The organism is Streptomyces sp. NPDC051051, from assembly GCF_040682975.1.
Taxonomy (GTDB): domain Bacteria; phylum Actinomycetota; class Actinomycetes; order Streptomycetales; family Streptomycetaceae; genus Streptomyces.
The window spans coordinates 40155-56113 of record NZ_JBFBCB010000022.1 but is presented as its reverse complement, the minus strand read 5'-3'; the positions used below and the strand labels follow the sequence as shown (position 1 = coordinate 56113).

Here is a 15959-nt window from a genome sequence, read left to right as displayed (position 1 = left end):
GGACCGTCCCGCACCACCTCGCCCGCGCCGGGCCCCTCGCGAACCGGTACGGGCCGCCGGTACGGGCCGCCGGTACGGGACAGAACCCGACCTCGATCCCCGCTACCGTCCCCGCATGAGGAAGACGAGGAAGACGACGTCCACCGCCCAGGCCCCCCTGCTCGGCCCGCGCGCCCTCAACCGGGCCACCCTCGCCCGCCAGCTCCTCCTGCGCCGGTCCCGGATGCCGGCGAAGGCCGCGGTGGAACACCTCGTCGGCCTCCAGGCCCAGAACGTGAAGCCGCCCTACTTCGCCCTCGCCGCCCGCCTCGACGGATTCGCACCGGAGCGGCTGTCGGCGCTCATGGCCGACCGCGAGGTCGTCCGCATCGTGACCATGCGCTCCACCCTCCACACCCACACCGCGGACGACTGCCTCACCCTGCGGCCGCTGGTGCAGCCCGCCCGCGACCGCGAGCTGACGGCCTTCCGCACGAAGCTGCCGGGAGTCGACCTCGACCGGCTGACCGCCCTCGCCCGTGACCTCGTCGAGGCCGAGCCGCGCACCATGAAACAGCTGCGGGAGGCGCTCTCCGCGAAGTGGCCGGACGCCGATCCGCAGGCCCTCGCCATCGCCGCCCGCTGCAGGCTCCCGCTGGTCCAGGTCACCCCGCGCGGGCTGTGGGGGAGGAGCGGGCAGGTCGCGCTCACCACCGCCGAGCACTGGCTGGGCCGCCCCGCCGAGCCGGCCCCGGCACCCGAGGCCGCCGTCCTGCGCTACCTCGCCGCCTTCGGGCCGGCCTCCGTCAAGGACATGCAGACCTGGGCCGGACTGACCCGGCTGCGCGAGGCCTTCGAACGGCTCCGCCCGCGGCTCGTCACCTTCCGCGACGGCGACGGCGTCGAACTCTTCGACCTCCCCGACGCCCCGCGACCCGACCCGGACACCCCGGCCCCGCCGCGTTTCCTGCCCGAGTTCGACAACCTGCTGCTGTCCCACGCCGACCGCCGCCGGGTCGTCCCGCCCGAGTACCGGGGCCGTTCCTGGCAGGGCAACCAGGCCTACGCCACCCTCCTCGTCGACGGTTTCCTCGCCGGGGTGTGGAAGCCGGAGGCGGACGCCCTCGTCGTCGAGCCGTTCGGCCGGCTCGGCGAGGAGCGGCGGCGGGAGGTGACGGCCGAGGGGGAGCGGCTGCTGCGGGTGATGTACGGGGAGTCGTCGTACGGCGTCCGGTTCGGCACGGTGGTCCGGTAGGAGCCGGGCACGGGTGCCGCGGGGATCCGGCGCGTGGAAAGGGGGCGCTGCGGGCCGCTCGTGGAGGCTCGCAGCGCCCCCCGGTCATTCACCTGAGGGATGCTCAGGGGTTCTTCCGGGTCGCGCGGTGACTTACGAGTTCACCTGCGCGGTCACGAGGTTGGAGAAGGTGGTCAGCCGGGTGTAGACACCCGGGTAACCGGCCTGCGCGCAACCCTCGCCCCATGAAGTGATGCCTGCCAGGACGCCCCCGATGAGCAGGGGACCGCCGCTGTCGCCCTGGCAGGTGTCTACGCCGCCGGAGGTGTATCCGGCGCACACCATGTCGCTCGCGACGAAGTCGGAGCCGTAGCTGCCCGCGCAGCTGGAGTCGGACACGATCGGCACGGTCGCGGTGCGCAGCTGGTTGGAGGAGCTGCCGTTCGCCGAGGTCGTGCCCCAGCCGAGGACGCGGGCCGTGGTGCCGGCCGCGTACACGCCGGTCTGGGAGGAGGTGACGTACGGCGCCGTGGTGTACGGCATCGACGTGGACAGGGTCAGGACGGCCACGTCGTCGCCGTTGGTGGCGTCGGTGTAGGCCGGGTTGATCCAGATCTTGCTGACCCGGCTGACCGTGCCGTTCGTGCCGCTGAGGTAGGTGCGGCCGCCGACGACCCGCACGCTGCTGGTCGTCTCGCCGACCATGCAGTGGGCCGCGGTGACCACCTTGGTCGCCGACACCAGGGTGCCGCCGCAGAACTGGTTCTGCGAGGCGTCCGTGATCTGCATCATGAACGGGTACGCGGTCGTCGTGGTGGTGGTGCCGCCGACGATCGGCTGGGGGGCTGCGACAGCGGTGGGGGCGCTGAGCAGGGCGGTCGCGACCGCGGCGGCCGAGGCCGTCGCGAGGGCCGCGGCCTTCTTGGCACGGGTGAGCCCGAACATCGATCTCCTTGCTGAGGGAGTTGCCGGTGGGGGGTCGCGCGGGTGTGGGGGGAGTGCACGGGGGTCTCGGGACCGACCCCCGTGTGCCCGGCGAGCGGCACGTCCCCTACGCTAGGACCGGGTGCGTCACGGCCCCAATGAGGGAACCCCCTAAGGGAGTTGGGGAGGGAAAACCCTCGGTCGCACCGGGAACCCGCGCTCAGGTCCCCGGACCGGGGCCCCGCGCTCCGCGAACCCGGGCGCACCGGACCCGCGCAGCCGGTGAACCCGCCCGGCCGTCACTTCGCGTGGTGCCCCGCCGCCAGCCGGACGATGTCCACCCGCGAGCGGATCCCCAGCTTGCGGTAGACCCGGGTCAGGGTCGCCTCCACCGTCTTGACGCTGATGAACAGCCGCGCGGCTATCTCCCGGTTGGTGGCGCCCTCCATCACCAGCGCCGCCACCTGACGCTCCATCGACGCCAGCCCCTCCAGCGCGTCGAACGCGGGCACCGGCGCCGGCACGACGGCCGGCCCGGCGGGCTCCTCGGCGGCCGCCACCTCCACCTGACGCAGCCACGGCAGTGCCCGGCACCGCCGGAACAGCCGCGCCGCCTCGTCGTACGACGTCGGCCCCGGCCGCCGGGTGCGCAGCCGGGCCATGGCGAACGCCGCCCGCGCCTCCTCAAGCCCGTACCCGAGCTTGGCGAACCGGTCCTGAACGGACGTCAGACGGGCCAGCGCGCCCTCCTGGTCGCCCCGCGCGGCCCGCACCAGCGCCTCCGCCCGGTCCAGCGTCGCCAGGATGCTCTCGCGGCCCAGCCGCAGCGCGTCCTCGCGCGTGACGTCGACGACCTCCTGCGCCTCGCCCGGCTCGCCCACCCGCACCAGCGCCTCGGCGAGGTCGCCCTGCCAGCGGCCGCGGGCCGGGTCGTTGATGCCGAGTCCCGTCTCCAGCTCCCGCACCCGGCGCAGCGAGGCCACCGCGTCCGCGGCGTCCCCGGCGACCAACTGGGCGTGCCCCAGGGCGGCCAGGGCCCGCGACAGGTACATCTGGTCGCCGTCCTCCTCGGCGCGTCCCGCGGCCTCCCGGGCCAGCTCCAGCGCGCGGCCCACCTCGCCGCCGGACGCCTCGGCGAGGGAGGCGAGCATCGCGGAGGCACCCAGGCCGATCCCCGAGTCGCGGGCCAGCCGCAGGCTCTCGCGGGCCAGGTCCAGGGCGCGCCCGCAGTGCCCGGAACGCAGTTCGGTCTCCGCGAGGAAACGCTGGAAGTGCACCTCGCTCTCGACCATGCCGCGCCGGCGCGCCTCGCGCAGCAACGCCGTGATCGTCGAGCGGCCCTCGGACAGCTGATCGCTCATCAGCAGCCAGCGGAACCTGGCCGTGCCCGCCCCGTTGTGATGGCACGCCACGTAAGGGTCCTGAGGCTCCTTCAGCGCCCGCTTGATCGTCATGGGCGCGTCCGGATGCCCCATGAGCGTCTCCGTCGACGCCTGGAGGGCCAGCGCCATCAGCTCGCTGCGCCGGTCGGCGCCGCGCGCGGCCAGCTCCGCGGCGTGCGCCGCCTGCTCACGGGCCTCCGCGAAGTCCCCCTGCACCACCAGTCCGCGCCAGGCCAGCTGGTAGTGGACCTGAGCGAGCAGCACGGGGTCGTCGCCCGCGTCGGCGAGCACCTGCGGGTAGACGGCGTCGACGTCCCCGAGCGCCTGCCCGGCCGCCTCGATCACCACCATCCAGGCCCGCACCCGCTCGGCGGGCGCCGTCGCCCGCGTCAGCACCTCGCGGGCGATGTCCCGGGCGAGGTCCACCTCGCCGGCGATGATCGCGTCCTCGGCGGCCTCCAGCCGCCGCTCGTCCGGGGCCGGCCCGCCGTCCGCGGGGGTGTGCCGGGCCGCGAGCAGCCCGAGCGAGGCCGCCACCGAGGGCGCCCCCCGGTCCCGGGCCAGCGCGGCGGCCTCCGAGAGCCGGGCGGCCACCTCGGGGTCGGTGCCGGTGGTCGACAGCGCCAGGTGCCGGGCCCGCTCGATCGGGTCGGAGGCGGCCGTGGACAGCGCGGTGTGCGCGGCCCGCCGCTCCTGCGCGGGCGCCTCCGCGTACAGCGCCGCCGAGATCAGCGGGTGCGCGAAGCGTACGGCCGGCCCCTCCTGCTCCGTCGCCAGCAGGCCGAGCGCGGCGGCCTGGGCGGTCTCCGCCTCGGCGTTCTCGCGGCCGGCCGCGTGCAGCAGCGCGAGCGTGGGGCGGGCGCCCGCGCTGGCCACCAGCAGGGTGCGGCGCGCCTCGTCGGAGAGCATGTCGAGCCGGCTGAGCACCAGGGCGCGCAGCGAGGTCGGCACGGGCAGCGGCTCGCCGGGGCGCGGCGGGGTCGGGTTCTCGCCGAGGGCGCGGCCCAGCTCCAGGGCGAACAGGGGGTTGCCGCCGCTGGTGCGGTGGATCTCGCGGACCGTCGAACGGGGCAGGTCGGTGTAGCCGCGGTGGTCGAGCAGCGCGGAGACCTGGGCGCGCGAGAGGGGGTTCAGGCGGACGGCGAGGGTGTCGGGCGGAGACGCGCGTAGATGGCGGTCGTACTCCTGCCCCTCGGTCCGGACCGCGCAGAGCAGCTGGACGGGGGTGTCGCCGAGGCGGCGGGCGGCGAAGCCGAGGAGCTCGGCGCTCGCGGAGTCGAGCCACTGCATGTCGTCGGCGACGAGCAGCACGGGCCCGGCGGCGGCGAGGGCGCGCAGCGCCGAGAGCACGGCCAGGCGCAGGGCGAGGCCGTCGCGTTGCAGCGTCGACTCGCCGCGGCCGGTCAGCGCCGACTCCAGGGCGGTGCGCTGGGCGGAGGGCAGCTTGTCGGCCACCTCGTCCAGGACCAGGCCGAACAGATCGGCCAGGGCCAGGAAGGGGAGGTGGCTTTCGGACTCGGTGGCCGAGCAGCGCAGGACGGTGCGCGCCGCGTCGCCGTAATCCGCGGCCAATGCCCGCAGCACGGTCGACTTTCCTATTCCGGCCGGGCCGTGCAGCAGCACACTGCCGCCGCGGGTCAGCTGCTCGCGGGCGGAGGTGAACAGCTCGTCCCTGCCGATGACCAGGTCGGGGCGGCATCTGGCAGGCTCCTTGAAGTCCCGTCGCACGGTCACCGCTCCCTCCGAGTGTCGTGTCCGACCGAATTCTAGGCAACGTCTCTTTGAAATCCGGAAGGACGGCGTCGTGAGGGAGATAACAACGGGAGCATACGGAAATTCATCGAGGTGACGTTTGAATGAACACTCATCGTACCGGTCCCTCCCTGGCTTGATCCTTACGCTCCCGCACGGCCCCGCCGCCGCTACGGCAGCACCCCCGCCCTCCGTGCCGCGACCACCGCCTCCCCACGGGTGTGGGCGCCCAGCTTCCGCATCGCGGACCGGAGGTAGCCCTTGACCGTCTCCGGGCGCAGGCCCAGCCGTTCGGCGGCCGTCCGGTTGGTCGCGCCCGCCGCCACGTACGCCAGCACGTCCAGCTCGCGGGGCGCCAGGGCGACCGTCGGCGACGGCGCGCCCCGGGTGAGCAGCCCGCAGGCCTCCAGGAGCTCCGCGCGCAGCACCGGGTCGGCGATGCGCGGGGCGAGGGCCCGCAGGCAGGCGTGGGCCTCCCGCACCTGCTCCCAGCCCGCCGCCGACCCGGCCCGCGGCTCCGGGCGGGCCGCCGCCAGCAGATCCCGGGCCTCGTCCCCGACCGCCAGGGTCTGCTCGACGTCCCGCGCCACGTCGACGGCCGCGTTCAGCGTGCGGTCGCCCAGCGGCTGGGCCGTGCGCAGCGCGCCGTACAGGACACCGCGCACCCGGCGGCGTACGACCACCGGGACCGCGAGGACCGAGCGCAGGCCCTCCTCGGCGACCGCCGTGTCGTACTCGTGGCTGATCTGCCGGGAGAGGGAGTAGTCGGTCACGGCGCACGGACGGCCCAGGGCGACCGCCTTTCCGCCGAGCCCGTTGCCCGAGGTCACCGCGAGCCCGCGCAGCGCCGGGGTGGCCGCGCCGCTCAGCTCGCTGATGCGCATCCGCGGGCGCCCCGGCTCGACGAGCCCGCCGAAGGCGACCGGCAGTCCCGTCGCCCGCCGCAGCCGCGCCAGCGCGCCGCGCATCTCCATCGCTCCGGCCGTGTCCGCCGCTGTCACCTGCCCGCCCTTCTCCGCGGCGGTTCGCCGCGGTGCCCCCCGTTCGGGGGTGGTGAGACCTGTATCACGGATTACACGATGGCAGAGAGCCGCCCGGCAATGGTCCGGCAACCAGGAGGACAGATGACGACGGCGACGGAGCAGTTCCGCAGGGCACGGGACTTCCTGCTGGAACACCGAGAGGACTACGAGACCGCTTACGAGGGCTTCGACTGGCCCCGGCCCGCGCACTTCAACTGGGCCCTGGACTGGTTCGACGTCATCGCGGACGGCAACGACCGCACCGCGCTGCACATCGTCGAGGAGGACGGCTCCGAGGTCCGCCTCTCCTTCGCCGAGCTGTCCGAGCGGTCCGACCGCGTCGCCAACCTGCTGCGCGAGCGCGGGGTCGGCGCCGAGGACCGGATCCTCGTCATGCTCGGCAACCAGGCCGAACTGTGGGAGACGGCGCTCGCCGCGATGAAGCTGCGCGCGGTGGTCGTCCCGGCGACACCACTGCTCGGCCCCGCCGACCTGCGCGACCGCGTCGAACGCGGCCGGGTCCGCCACGTCGTGGTGCGCGCCGAGGACACCGGCAAGTTCGACGACGTGCCCGGCGGCTACACGCGCATCGCCGTCGGCGGCGTGCCCGAGGGCTGGCAGCGGTACGAGGACGCCCAGCAGGCCTCCGCCGAGTTCCTGCCCGACGGGCCGACCCTCGCCGACGACCCGCTGATGCTGTACTTCACCTCCGGTACGACGGCCCGCCCCAAGCTGGTCGAGCACACGCACGTGTCGTATCCGATCGGGCACCTGGCGACCATGTACTGGATCGGCCTCCAGCCGGGCGACGTGCACCTGAACATCTCCTCACCCGGCTGGGCCAAGCACGCCTGGTCGAACCTCTTCGCGCCGTGGAACGCCGAGGCCACCGTCTTCATCCACAACTACACGCGTTTCGACCCGGCCCGGCTGATGGCGGAGATGGACCGTGCGGGGGTGACGACCTTCTGCGCCCCGCCGACCGTGTGGCGCATGCTCATCCAGGCCGACCTCACCCAGCTGCGCACCCCGCCGCGCGAGGCCGTGGCCGCGGGCGAACCGCTGAACCCCGAGGTCATCGAGCAGGTCCGGCGGGCCTGGGGCGTGACCGTCCGGGACGGCTTCGGCCAGACGGAGACGGCCGTGCAGATCGCCAACAGCCCCGGTCAGACGCTGAAGACGGGCTCGATGGGCCGCCCGAGCCCCGGCTACCGCGTCGAGCTGCTCGACCCGGTGTCCGGCGCGCCCGGCGCCACCGAGGGCGAGATCGCGCTCGACCTGTCGGCCCGGCCGGTCGGCCTGATGGCCGGTTACCACGGCGACGCCGACCGCACGGCGGAGGCGATGGCGGGCGGCTACTACCGCACCGGCGACATCGGCGAACGCGACGAGAACGGATACATCACCTACGTCGGCCGCAGCGACGACGTCTTCAAGGCGTCCGACTACAAGATCAGCCCCTTCGAGCTGGAGAGCGCGCTGCTGGAGCACGAGGCCGTCGCCGAGGCGGCCGTGGTCCCCGCCCCGGACGAGCTGCGGCTGGCCGTGCCCAAGGCGTACGTCGTCCTGGCCGAGGGCTGGGAGCCCGGTCCCGACACCGCGAAGGTCCTGTTCGAGCACTCCCGCGAGACCCTCGCGCCCTACAAGCGCATCCGCCGCCTGGAGTTCGCGCCGCTGCCCAAGACCGTCTCCGGCAAGATCCGCCGCATCGAGCTGCGCGAGGCGACGGCCGGGGGGTCGGCGGACGAGTACCGCGAGGAGGACTTCCGGTGACCGCGGCGTCCTACAGCCACGGCACGAGCACCACGGCGCTGCTCGGCGACACGATCGGCGGCAGTCTGGACCGGGCCGTCGTCGCCTGGCCGGAGCGCGAGGCGCTGGTCGACGTGCCCTCCGGTCGGCGCTGGACCTACGCCGGGTTCTCGGCGGACGTCGACCGGCTGGCGTGCGCGCTGCTGGCGAGCGGGGTCGCCAAGGGGGACCGGGTGGGCGTCTGGGCGGTCAACTGCCCCGAGTGGGTGCTCGTCCAGTACGCCACCGCCCGCGTCGGCGCGATCATGGTGAACATCAACCCGGCCTACCGCACGCACGAGGTCGCGTACGTCCTCCGACAGGCCGGTGTCTCCCTGCTGTTCGCCTCCGCCCGCCACCGGACGAGCGACTACCGGGCCATGGTGGGCCAAGTGCGCGGCAGCTGCCCGCAGTTGCGGGAGGCGGTGTTCTTCGGGGAGCCGGAGTGGGACGCCCTGCTCAGCCGTGCGTCCGCGGTCCGGCCCGAGGAACTGCGCGCCAGGGCGGACGAGTTGTCGTGCGACGACCCGATCAACATTCAGTACACCTCGGGCACCACGGGCTTCCCCAAGGGGGCGACCCTCTCCCACCACAACATCCTCAACAACGGTTACTTCGTGGGGGAGATGATCGGGTACAGCGAGCAGGACCGGGTCTGCATCCCGGTGCCCTTCTACCACTGCTTCGGCATGGTGATGGGCAATCTCGCGGCGACCTCGCACGGCGCCTGCATGGTGGTCCCGGCACCGTCCTTCGACCCGAAGGCGACCCTGGACGCCGTCCAGCGGGAGAGGTGCACCTCCCTGTACGGCGTCCCGACCATGTTCATCGCGGAGCTCAACCTGCCCGACTTCGCGGCCTACGACCTCTCCTCCCTGCGCACCGGCATCATGGCGGGCTCGCCCTGCCCGGTCGAGGTGATGAAACGGGTGGTCGCCGAGATGCACATGGCGGAGGTCTCCATCTGCTACGGCATGACCGAGACGTCCCCGGTCTCCCTCCAGACCCGCCGCGACGACGACCTGGAGCACCGCACCGGCACCGTCGGCCGCGTGCTCCCGCACATCGAGGTCAAGATCGTCGACCCGGTCACCGGCGTGACCCAGCCGCGCGGCACCGCCGGTGAGCTGTGCACCCGTGGGTACAGCGTGATGCTCGGGTACTGGAACGATCCCGAGAAGACCGCGGAGGCCGTCGACCCCGGCCGCTGGATGCACACCGGCGACCTGGCGCACATGCGGGAGGACGGGTACGTCGAGATCGTCGGCCGCATCAAGGACATGATCATCCGCGGCGGCGAGAACATCTACCCGCGCGAGGTCGAGGAGTTCCTCTACGGCCACCCGATGATCAGGGACGTCCAGGTCGTCGGCGTACCGCACGAGAAGTACGGCGAGGAGGTGCTGGCCTGTGTGATCCCGCACGACGCCGCCGCGCCGCCGACCCTGGAGGAGGTGCGCGCCTACTGCGAGGGCAGGCTGGCGCACTACAAGATCCCGAGCCGGCTCCAGGTGCTGGACGCCTTCCCGATGACGGTGTCCGGGAAGGTGCGCAAGGTGGAACTGCGGAACGACTACGGCGGCCGGTGACGCCGGGCCGGTGCGGCGGCCGGCTCAGGCGCCGCGGGTGCCGAACCGCTCGGCCGCCGCGTTGACCGGCCGGGGCGTGCCCGTCGGGTCGAGGACGAACAGGGGGACGGCGAGGGAGTCGGCGCGGGCGCGGGCCTCGGCGGTGTAGCCGGCGAGGGAGAAGTACCCGCAGTCCGCCGAGTCCGTCATCGCCGTCAGCCACAGGCACTCCACGTCCCGCAGCGAGGCCGGGTGCACGCCGGGATCGACGTGCGCCAGCAGCCCGCGCCCGGCGAGTCCGACCCCGGACGTGGGCCGCTGATCCGCCCGCCGGACGTCCCGGTGCCCGAGCCATCGCAGATACAGCGCGACGGCGGTGACGGCATCACGGGCGGTGCGGACGGCGACGGACCGGAAGGGGGCGCGGGCGGGCGGGGAGGCATCGGCTGCGACGCCGGGCCGCCCGGTGTCCCCGGTCCTCGCCCCGGGGTTCTCGGTCTGCGGCCCGGTGCCCCCGGCCGACGCTTCGGGGTTCTCGGCGTGTGGCCCGGCCGGCCCGGCGTGAGGCTCGGCTGCTCCGGCCTCCTGCTGCCCGGCCGGCCCGGTTCGCCCACCGGTGGCCCCGGCTCCCGCTTCCCGCTCCGGATCGGCCACCGGGATGCGCAGCACCGCTCCGCAGGCACAGCCCAGTTCCGGGCGGGGCCACGGGGTGTGGCCACCGCAGGACGGGCAGCGCAGGGTGATCCACTCCTCCTCCCACGCCCGGTGCGCGACGACGGCGGGAGCCGTGCGGCGGTCGAGGCGGGGCGCCACGGAGGCGCCGCACGCGCAGGGATAGGAGGCCGCGGTGTAGACGCGCTCGCGCCGACAGGCCGGGCAGCGCACCGGCACGCTCTCGGACATGGCACCCATCGTCCTCCAGGCCGCCCCCGCTTGTCCGTCTCTTGACGGTGTTCCCCGCCTCCTCCGGTACCGGAGGGCCCCGCGTGGTCGCGATGTGCCCGTGCCCGGGGGCGTCGAAGCCTGTCGGGCCGTGTTCGGAGGTTGATCCGAGGTGGTCGTACCCGGCCTACGCCTGGTGCTGTCCGTGGTGCTCCGACAGTCCGGGCCAGTCGTCGGGACCGCCGCCCTGCCATTCGACGAGGTCGGTCTCCTCCACCTCGACGCGGTCCAGGTCGGCGAGGCGGAGGATCTCGACGACGTCGTCGAGGTGTGTGGCGATCCCGAGGGTGGCATCGTCCCGGGTGACCCGGCGGGAGCCGTCCAGAGCCGGCGGATGGACCACGATGTGCGGATGCTGCGTCGGATTGCCCATGCCCTCAGACTCCTGCGGGTGAGGCCCGTCCGCACGCCGGGGACGGGCAGGGGCCGCCCGTCCCCGCTCGACGCCCCCGGAGGGGTGCCGCGGAGCCGGGGCTCCGACGCCGCCCGGACCGACCCGCCGGTCGGTTAAGGTCGGGTCCGGGAGCCGTGCGAGCGGTTCTGCCGTACGCCGACAGGCCGTGCCCGGACCGCCTCCCAGGGGAGGGCAGTCATGAAAAGCACAGGTCAGGTAGGTCAGAGAGGTGTGGGGCGCGTGCGACTGAGGGTTGAGTTCACCACCGAGCCCTTCGATCTCGACGAGGCGCCCGCGCACGCGCTGGTCGCCCGCGAGGTCGTCGAGGCCGCCGACCTGGACGCCGTGGACGTCGGCCCCTTCGGAAACACCGTGGAGGGCCGCGCCGACTCCGTGCTCGGCGCGGTCGACGCCCTGCTCCGCAGGACCCTGGAGGCGGGCGCCACCCGGGTCTCCCTCCAGGTCAACGTGCTCGGGGAGGGCGAGTGACCGGGACCGGGCAGGAGTCCTTCATCGCCGCCGTGAAACCCCTGGTCGACGCCATGGGCGGGGAACTGGTCCCGCCGGACGAGGCCGGCCCCGACGACGTCGTGCTGTCCTGGGAGGACGCGGACGCCGTCGCCGTACGGCTGCCGCAGCTCGCCGACTCCCTCGACCACATCCTGGCCGCGATGGAGCGCAAGAAGGGCAAGCCCCTCGCGGACCTGGACCGCAAGGCCAAGCAGGAGGTCGTGCGGACGCTGGAGGCGCGCGGCGCCTTCTCGGTGCGGCACGGCGTGGAGACCGTGGCCGGCGCACTCGGCGTGAGCCGTTTCACCGTCTACAACTACCTCAACCGCGAGAAGGGGAGCTGAGCGGACGCCGGCGACCCCGAGGGACCCCGGGTTTCGTTAACCCGGAATTTTCAACAAAGTGTTGACGGGTTGTGGCGGGTGGGCGTTAGCTGGCCGCAGTCCGTTCAGCACGACGGCCGTTCACGGCCACGGAGGCTCCCGTGACGTCGACTTCCCCGCTCCCGGGGCTGGCCCGGTTCAACGCCCTGGAGGAGTCCGCGGCCCGCGCCGCGCTCCACGAGGCCTGCGCCTCCACCACCTGGGCCGGGCACCTGCTGGCGGCCCGCCCGTACGCCACGGCCGAGGATCTGTACGCCACCAGTGACGCCGCCATGGTCCACCTGACCGCCGCGGACCTGGACGAGGCGATGGCCGGGCACCCGCCCATCGGCCGCCCCCGGCCCGGCGACCCGGCCTCCGCCCGCGAGCAGCGCGGCATGGCCGGCGCCTCCGAGACGCTGAGGGCGCAGATGCTCGAACTGAACCTGGCCTACCAGGAGAGGTTCGGCCATGTCTTCCTGATCTGCGCGACCGGCCGCACCGGCGAGCAGATGCGGGACGCCGTGCGGGAACGGCTCGGCAACCCGCCGGAACGCGAACGGGAGATCGTCCGCGCCGAACTGGGCAAGATCAACCGCATCCGCCTGGCACGACTCGTCGGGGACGACCGAGACGACCGAGAAGGACGCCCGACACCATGAGCACCAGCACCGGTACCGGCACCACCGCCTCCGTGTCCACGCACATCCTGGACACCAGCGTCGGCCGCCCCGCGGAGGGCGTCGCCGTCCACCTCTCGGCCCGCCCGGGCCGGGACGCGGACTGGCGGGCGCTCGGCGGTTCCGCGACCGACGCGGACGGCCGGTGCAAGGACCTCCCGCCCCTGCCGGAGGGAACCACCCAGGTACGGCTCGACTTCGCCGTGGAGCCGTACCTGGAGACAACCGCGAGGAAACAAGCCGATGCGCAGCAGGACGCCCCCGCGAACCGGGACGGCGGACCGGGCGTGTTCTTCCCGGAGGTGGCGATCACGTTCGCCGTCGTGCCGGGCGAGCACTACCACGTGCCGCTGCTGCTCAACCCGTTCGGCTACTCCGTTTACCGAGGGAGCTAGCTAGATGCCCACCCTTCTGGGACAGAACCAGTACGGCAAGGCCGAGAACCGAGTCGTCAGGATCACGCGGGACGGCGACACCCACCACATCAAGGACCTCAACGTCTCGGTGTCGCTGAGCGGCGACATGGACGAGGTCCACCACTCCGGCTCGAACGCCCACGTGCTGCCGACCGACACCACGAAGAACACGGTGTACGCGTTCGCCAAGGAGTACGGCATCGAGTCCGCCGAGCAGTTCGGCATCCACCTCGCCCGCCACTTCGTCACCTCGCAGGAGCACATCCACCGGGCCCGCATACGCGTCGAGGAGTACGCCTGGGCGCGGATCGAGACGCCCGGCAGCAAGCACTCCTTCGTCCGCCAGGGCCAGGAGACCCGCCTCACCCAGACGACTTTCGACGGCTCGACGTGGGAGGTCGTCTCCGGTCTGAAGGACCTGGTGGTCATGAACTCCACCGACTCCGAGTTCCGGGGCTACGTCAAGGACAAGTACACGACGCTCCCCGAGACCCGCGACCGCGTCCTCGCCACCGAGGTGTCCGCCCGCTGGCGGTTCAACTGGACCGACGGCGAACGGGAGATGCCGGACTGGGAGGAGTCCTACGAGCAGACGAGGAAGCACCTGCTCCAGGCGTTCGCCGAGACCTACTCCCTCTCGCTCCAGCAGACGCTGTACCAGATGGGCTCGCGGATCATCGAGCACCGCGACGAGATCGACGAGGTCCGCTTCTCCCTCCCGAACAAGCACCACTTCCTCGTGGACCTGGAGCCGTTCGGGCTGAAGAACGACACCCCCGACGGAGCCGTGTACCTCGCCGCCGACCGGCCCTACGGCCTCATCGAGGCGACCGTCCTGCGGGACGGCTGCGAGGCCCGCATCCCGGTGGACCTCACCACCCTCTGACACCCCCACCGCGGCACCCGTGGCCGGGGAAAAGGCCACCGGCGGGGAGGCGTCACCATGTCCCCTCCGTCCCGCCCCCGGCCACGGCACTCGAACCTCCCGGGGTCCTGCCGTGCCCTCTCCCTCCCACCGCAAAGGACGAACCATGGCAGCAGACCGGCGCATCGTCATCGAGAACTGCGCGATCGCGACCGTCGACGCCCACGACACCGAGCACGCGGACGGGCACGTCGTTATCGCCGGCAACCGCATCGAGACGGTCGGCGCGGGTCCGGCCCCGGAAGGCCTGGAGGACGTCGCCCGCCGCATCGACGCCACCGGGCACCTGGTCACTCCCGGCCTGGTCAACACCCACCACCACTTCTACCAGTGGATCACCCGCGGCCTGGCCACGGACCACAACCTGTTCGACTGGCTGGTCGCGCTCTACCCCACCTGGGCCCGCATCGACGAGCCGATGGTCCGCGCCGCCGCGCAGGGCTCCCTCGCGATGATGGCCCGCGGCGGCGTCACCACCGCCATGGACCACCACTACGTCTTCCCGCACGGCTCCGGCGACCTGTCCGGCGCGATCATCGGCGCCGCCCGCGACATGGGGGTGCGCTTCACCCTCGCCCGCGGCTCCATGGACCGCGGCGAGAAGGACGGCGGCCTGCCCCCGGACTTCGCCGTCGAGACCCTGGACGGTGCGCTCGCCGCCACCGAGGAGACCGTACGGCGGCACCACGACGCCTCCTTCGACGCCATGACCCAGGTCGCCGTCGCCCCCTGCTCCCCCTTCTCCGTCTCCACCGAACTCCTCCGTCAGGGCGCCGAGCTGGCCCGCCGGCTCGGCGTGCGGCTGCACACCCACGGCTCCGAGACGGTCGAGGAGGAGAAGTTCTGCCACGAACTGTTCGGCATGGGCCCCACCGACTACTTCGAGTCCACCGGCTGGCTCGGCGAGGACGTGTGGATGGCGCACTGCGTCCACATGAACGACTCCGACATCGACGCCTTCGCCCGTACGAAGACCGGTGTCGCGCACTGCCCGTCCTCCAACGCCCGCCTGGCGGCCGGGATCGCACGGGTGCCGGACATGCTCGCGGCCGGCGTCCCGGTCGGCCTCGGCGTCGACGGTACGGCGTCCAACGAGTCCGGCGAACTCCACACCGAGCTGCGCAACGCCCTCCTGATCAACCGCCTCGGCGCCCACCGCGAGGCCGCCCTGAACGCCCGCCAGGCGCTGCGCCTCGGCACCTCCGGCGGCGCCCGGGTCCTCGGCCGCGGGAGCCAGATCGGCTCGCTGGAGCCGGGCAAGCTCGCCGACCTGGTGCTGTGGAGGATGGACACCCTCGCCCACGCCTCCATCGCCGACCCGGTGACCGCGCTGGTCTTCGGCGCGGCGGCCCCGGTCACCGCCTCCTTCGTCAACGGCCGTCAGATCGTCGAGGACGGCCGGCTGCTCACCGCCGACGAGGACGCGATCGCCCGCGCCACGCGCGAGGAGGCCCGGCGGCTGGCCCGGATCGCCGCCCGGGGCTGACCCGCCGAGACTCCGGCCGGGAGGGACGGCTCCCGGCCGGTGGCCCTGGACCTGCAGGGGACCACGGCGGCCGTGACCGGGGCGCACGCGGACGCGCGCGCCCCGGAAACGGTCCGGCCCGCGCCACGGCGTCGTCCACGGCGAGGGCCGGTCGGTCAGAGTCCGAACAGGCCGGGGTCGGAGGCCAGTTCCTTGAAGTGGTCCTGGGGGTCGGTGACCATCCGCCGGGTCTTCAGGTCCAGCAGGCCGCCCACCCCGGAGAGTTCGGCCGCGACCGTGCCGTCCGTCCTGCGGATGGTCTGCTCGATGCGGAACGTCTTGCCGCCGCTCCACTCGAAGACGCACGTCACGTCGACCTCGTCGCCCGCCAGCAGTTCGCGCCGGTAGCGGATGGTGGTCTCCAGAGCGACGGGTCCGACGCCCCGGCCGATCAGTCCGGCCTGGGTGATGCCGGCGGCCCGGAGCAGCGACCAGCGCGCGTGCTCCGCGTAGTTGATGTACACGCTCTGGTTGAGATGGCCCTGCACGTCGGTCTCGTATCCGCGGACGGTGACCCGCACGGAAAACGGCTCGCTCACGGCTTCCCCTTCTC

General features: G+C 73.3%; 15 protein-coding genes. 9 read left to right on the top strand and 6 right to left on the bottom strand.

The features are described from left to right. The first annotated feature begins 115 nt into the window (after positions 1–115). On the top strand, positions 116–1234 hold the full coding sequence (locus AB0N31_RS18405) for a winged helix DNA-binding domain-containing protein (RefSeq protein WP_366059420.1): 1119 nt from the start codon (positions 116–118) through the stop codon (positions 1232–1234). Between the two features lie 132 nt (positions 1235–1366). On the opposite strand, the gene AB0N31_RS18400 is transcribed toward AB0N31_RS18405, so the two are convergent. From AB0N31_RS18400 to AB0N31_RS18390, 3 genes are all read right to left on the bottom strand, one after another. Beyond that, a complete protein-coding gene (locus AB0N31_RS18400) occupies positions 1367–2158 on the bottom strand; it encodes a serine protease (protein WP_366059419.1) in 792 nt (263 codons plus the stop codon). 278 nt (positions 2159–2436) lie between these two features. Next, the gene (locus AB0N31_RS18395) at positions 2437–5253 is read right to left on the bottom strand and encodes an AAA family ATPase (protein ID WP_366059418.1); all 2817 of its coding nucleotides are present in this window, start codon (positions 5251–5253) and stop codon (positions 2437–2439) included. Between the two features lie 188 nt (positions 5254–5441). Then, entirely contained in the window at positions 5442–6245 is an 804-nt protein-coding gene (locus tag AB0N31_RS18390; protein ID WP_366059479.1) for a LuxR C-terminal-related transcriptional regulator, read from the bottom strand. Between the two features lie 150 nt (positions 6246–6395). Between AB0N31_RS18390 and AB0N31_RS18385 the strand changes: the two genes are divergently transcribed. Then, positions 6396–8066, top strand: coding sequence for an AMP-binding protein (locus AB0N31_RS18385; protein WP_366059417.1), 1671 nt, complete (start codon positions 6396–6398; stop codon positions 8064–8066). Then, complete coding sequence (locus AB0N31_RS18380) at positions 8063–9673, top strand: AMP-binding protein (protein WP_366059416.1); 1611 nt, start codon at positions 8063–8065, stop codon at positions 9671–9673. The genes AB0N31_RS18385 and AB0N31_RS18380 overlap by 4 nt, the downstream gene beginning before the upstream one ends. A 24-nt stretch (positions 9674–9697) precedes the next feature. On the opposite strand, the gene AB0N31_RS18375 is transcribed toward AB0N31_RS18380, so the two are convergent. Together AB0N31_RS18375 and AB0N31_RS18370 are read right to left on the bottom strand one after the other, a co-directional pair. Further along, complete coding sequence (locus AB0N31_RS18375) at positions 9698–10555, bottom strand: hypothetical protein (RefSeq protein ID WP_366059415.1); 858 nt, start codon at positions 10553–10555, stop codon at positions 9698–9700. Positions 10556–10721: 166 nt separating this feature from the next. Continuing rightward, positions 10722–10967 (bottom strand): hypothetical protein, encoded by a 246-nt coding sequence (locus tag AB0N31_RS18370; RefSeq protein ID WP_366059414.1) that lies wholly within the window; start codon positions 10965–10967, stop codon positions 10722–10724. 261 nt (positions 10968–11228) lie between these two features. Here AB0N31_RS18370 and AB0N31_RS18365 point away from each other — a divergent pair, with 261 nt between their 5' ends. From AB0N31_RS18365 to AB0N31_RS18340, 6 genes are all read left to right on the top strand, one after another. Continuing rightward, a complete protein-coding gene (locus AB0N31_RS18365) occupies positions 11229–11477 on the top strand; it encodes a thiamine-binding protein (RefSeq protein WP_366059413.1) in 249 nt (82 codons plus the stop codon). Continuing rightward, a complete protein-coding gene (locus tag AB0N31_RS18360) occupies positions 11474–11842 on the top strand; it encodes a helix-turn-helix domain-containing protein (RefSeq protein WP_366059412.1) in 369 nt (122 codons plus the stop codon). Before AB0N31_RS18365 ends, AB0N31_RS18360 begins: the two co-directional genes overlap by 4 nt. Positions 11843–11982: 140 nt before the next feature. Beyond that, complete coding sequence (gene uraD, locus AB0N31_RS18355; protein ID WP_366059411.1) at positions 11983–12522, top strand: 2-oxo-4-hydroxy-4-carboxy-5-ureidoimidazoline decarboxylase; 540 nt, start codon at positions 11983–11985, stop codon at positions 12520–12522. Next, positions 12519–12935, top strand: a complete 417-nt coding sequence (uraH, locus tag AB0N31_RS18350) for a hydroxyisourate hydrolase (protein WP_366059410.1) — start codon at positions 12519–12521, stop codon at positions 12933–12935. The genes uraD and uraH overlap by 4 nt, the downstream gene beginning before the upstream one ends. Before the next feature lie 4 nt (positions 12936–12939). Beyond that, positions 12940–13842, top strand: a complete 903-nt coding sequence (gene pucL, locus AB0N31_RS18345; protein WP_366059409.1) for a factor-independent urate hydroxylase — start codon at positions 12940–12942, stop codon at positions 13840–13842. Positions 13843–13987: 145 nt separating this feature from the next. After that, positions 13988–15367, top strand: a complete 1380-nt coding sequence (locus AB0N31_RS18340) for an 8-oxoguanine deaminase (RefSeq protein ID WP_366059408.1) — start codon at positions 13988–13990, stop codon at positions 15365–15367. A gap of 155 nt (positions 15368–15522) precedes the next feature. Here AB0N31_RS18340 and AB0N31_RS18335 read toward each other — a convergent pair whose 3' ends face one another. Further along, positions 15523–15945 (bottom strand): acyl-CoA thioesterase, encoded by a 423-nt coding sequence (locus tag AB0N31_RS18335; protein ID WP_366059407.1) that lies wholly within the window; start codon positions 15943–15945, stop codon positions 15523–15525. Positions 15946–15959: the final 14 nt, after the last annotated feature.

Bases quoted from the DNA above. Each gene is read 5' to 3' on its own strand.
- AB0N31_RS18405 (WP_366059420.1), top strand. From the start codon at position 116: ATGAGGAAGACGAGGAAGACGACGTCCACCGCCCAGGCCCCCCTGCTC.
- AB0N31_RS18400 (WP_366059419.1), bottom strand. From the start codon at position 2,158: ATGTTCGGGCTCACCCGTGCCAAGAAGGCCGCGGCCCTCGCGACGGCC.
- AB0N31_RS18390 (WP_366059479.1), bottom strand. From the start codon at position 6,245: ATGGAGATGCGCGGCGCGCTGGCGCGGCTGCGGCGGGCGACGGGACTG.
- AB0N31_RS18385 (WP_366059417.1), top strand. From the start codon at position 6,396: ATGACGACGGCGACGGAGCAGTTCCGCAGGGCACGGGACTTCCTGCTG.
- AB0N31_RS18375 (WP_366059415.1), bottom strand. From the start codon at position 10,555: ATGTCCGAGAGCGTGCCGGTGCGCTGCCCGGCCTGTCGGCGCGAGCGC.
- AB0N31_RS18370 (WP_366059414.1), bottom strand. From the start codon at position 10,967: ATGGGCAATCCGACGCAGCATCCGCACATCGTGGTCCATCCGCCGGCT.
- uraH (WP_366059410.1), top strand. From the start codon at position 12,519: ATGAGCACCAGCACCGGTACCGGCACCACCGCCTCCGTGTCCACGCAC.
- pucL (WP_366059409.1), top strand. From the start codon at position 12,940: ATGCCCACCCTTCTGGGACAGAACCAGTACGGCAAGGCCGAGAACCGA.
- AB0N31_RS18340 (WP_366059408.1), top strand. From the start codon at position 13,988: ATGGCAGCAGACCGGCGCATCGTCATCGAGAACTGCGCGATCGCGACC.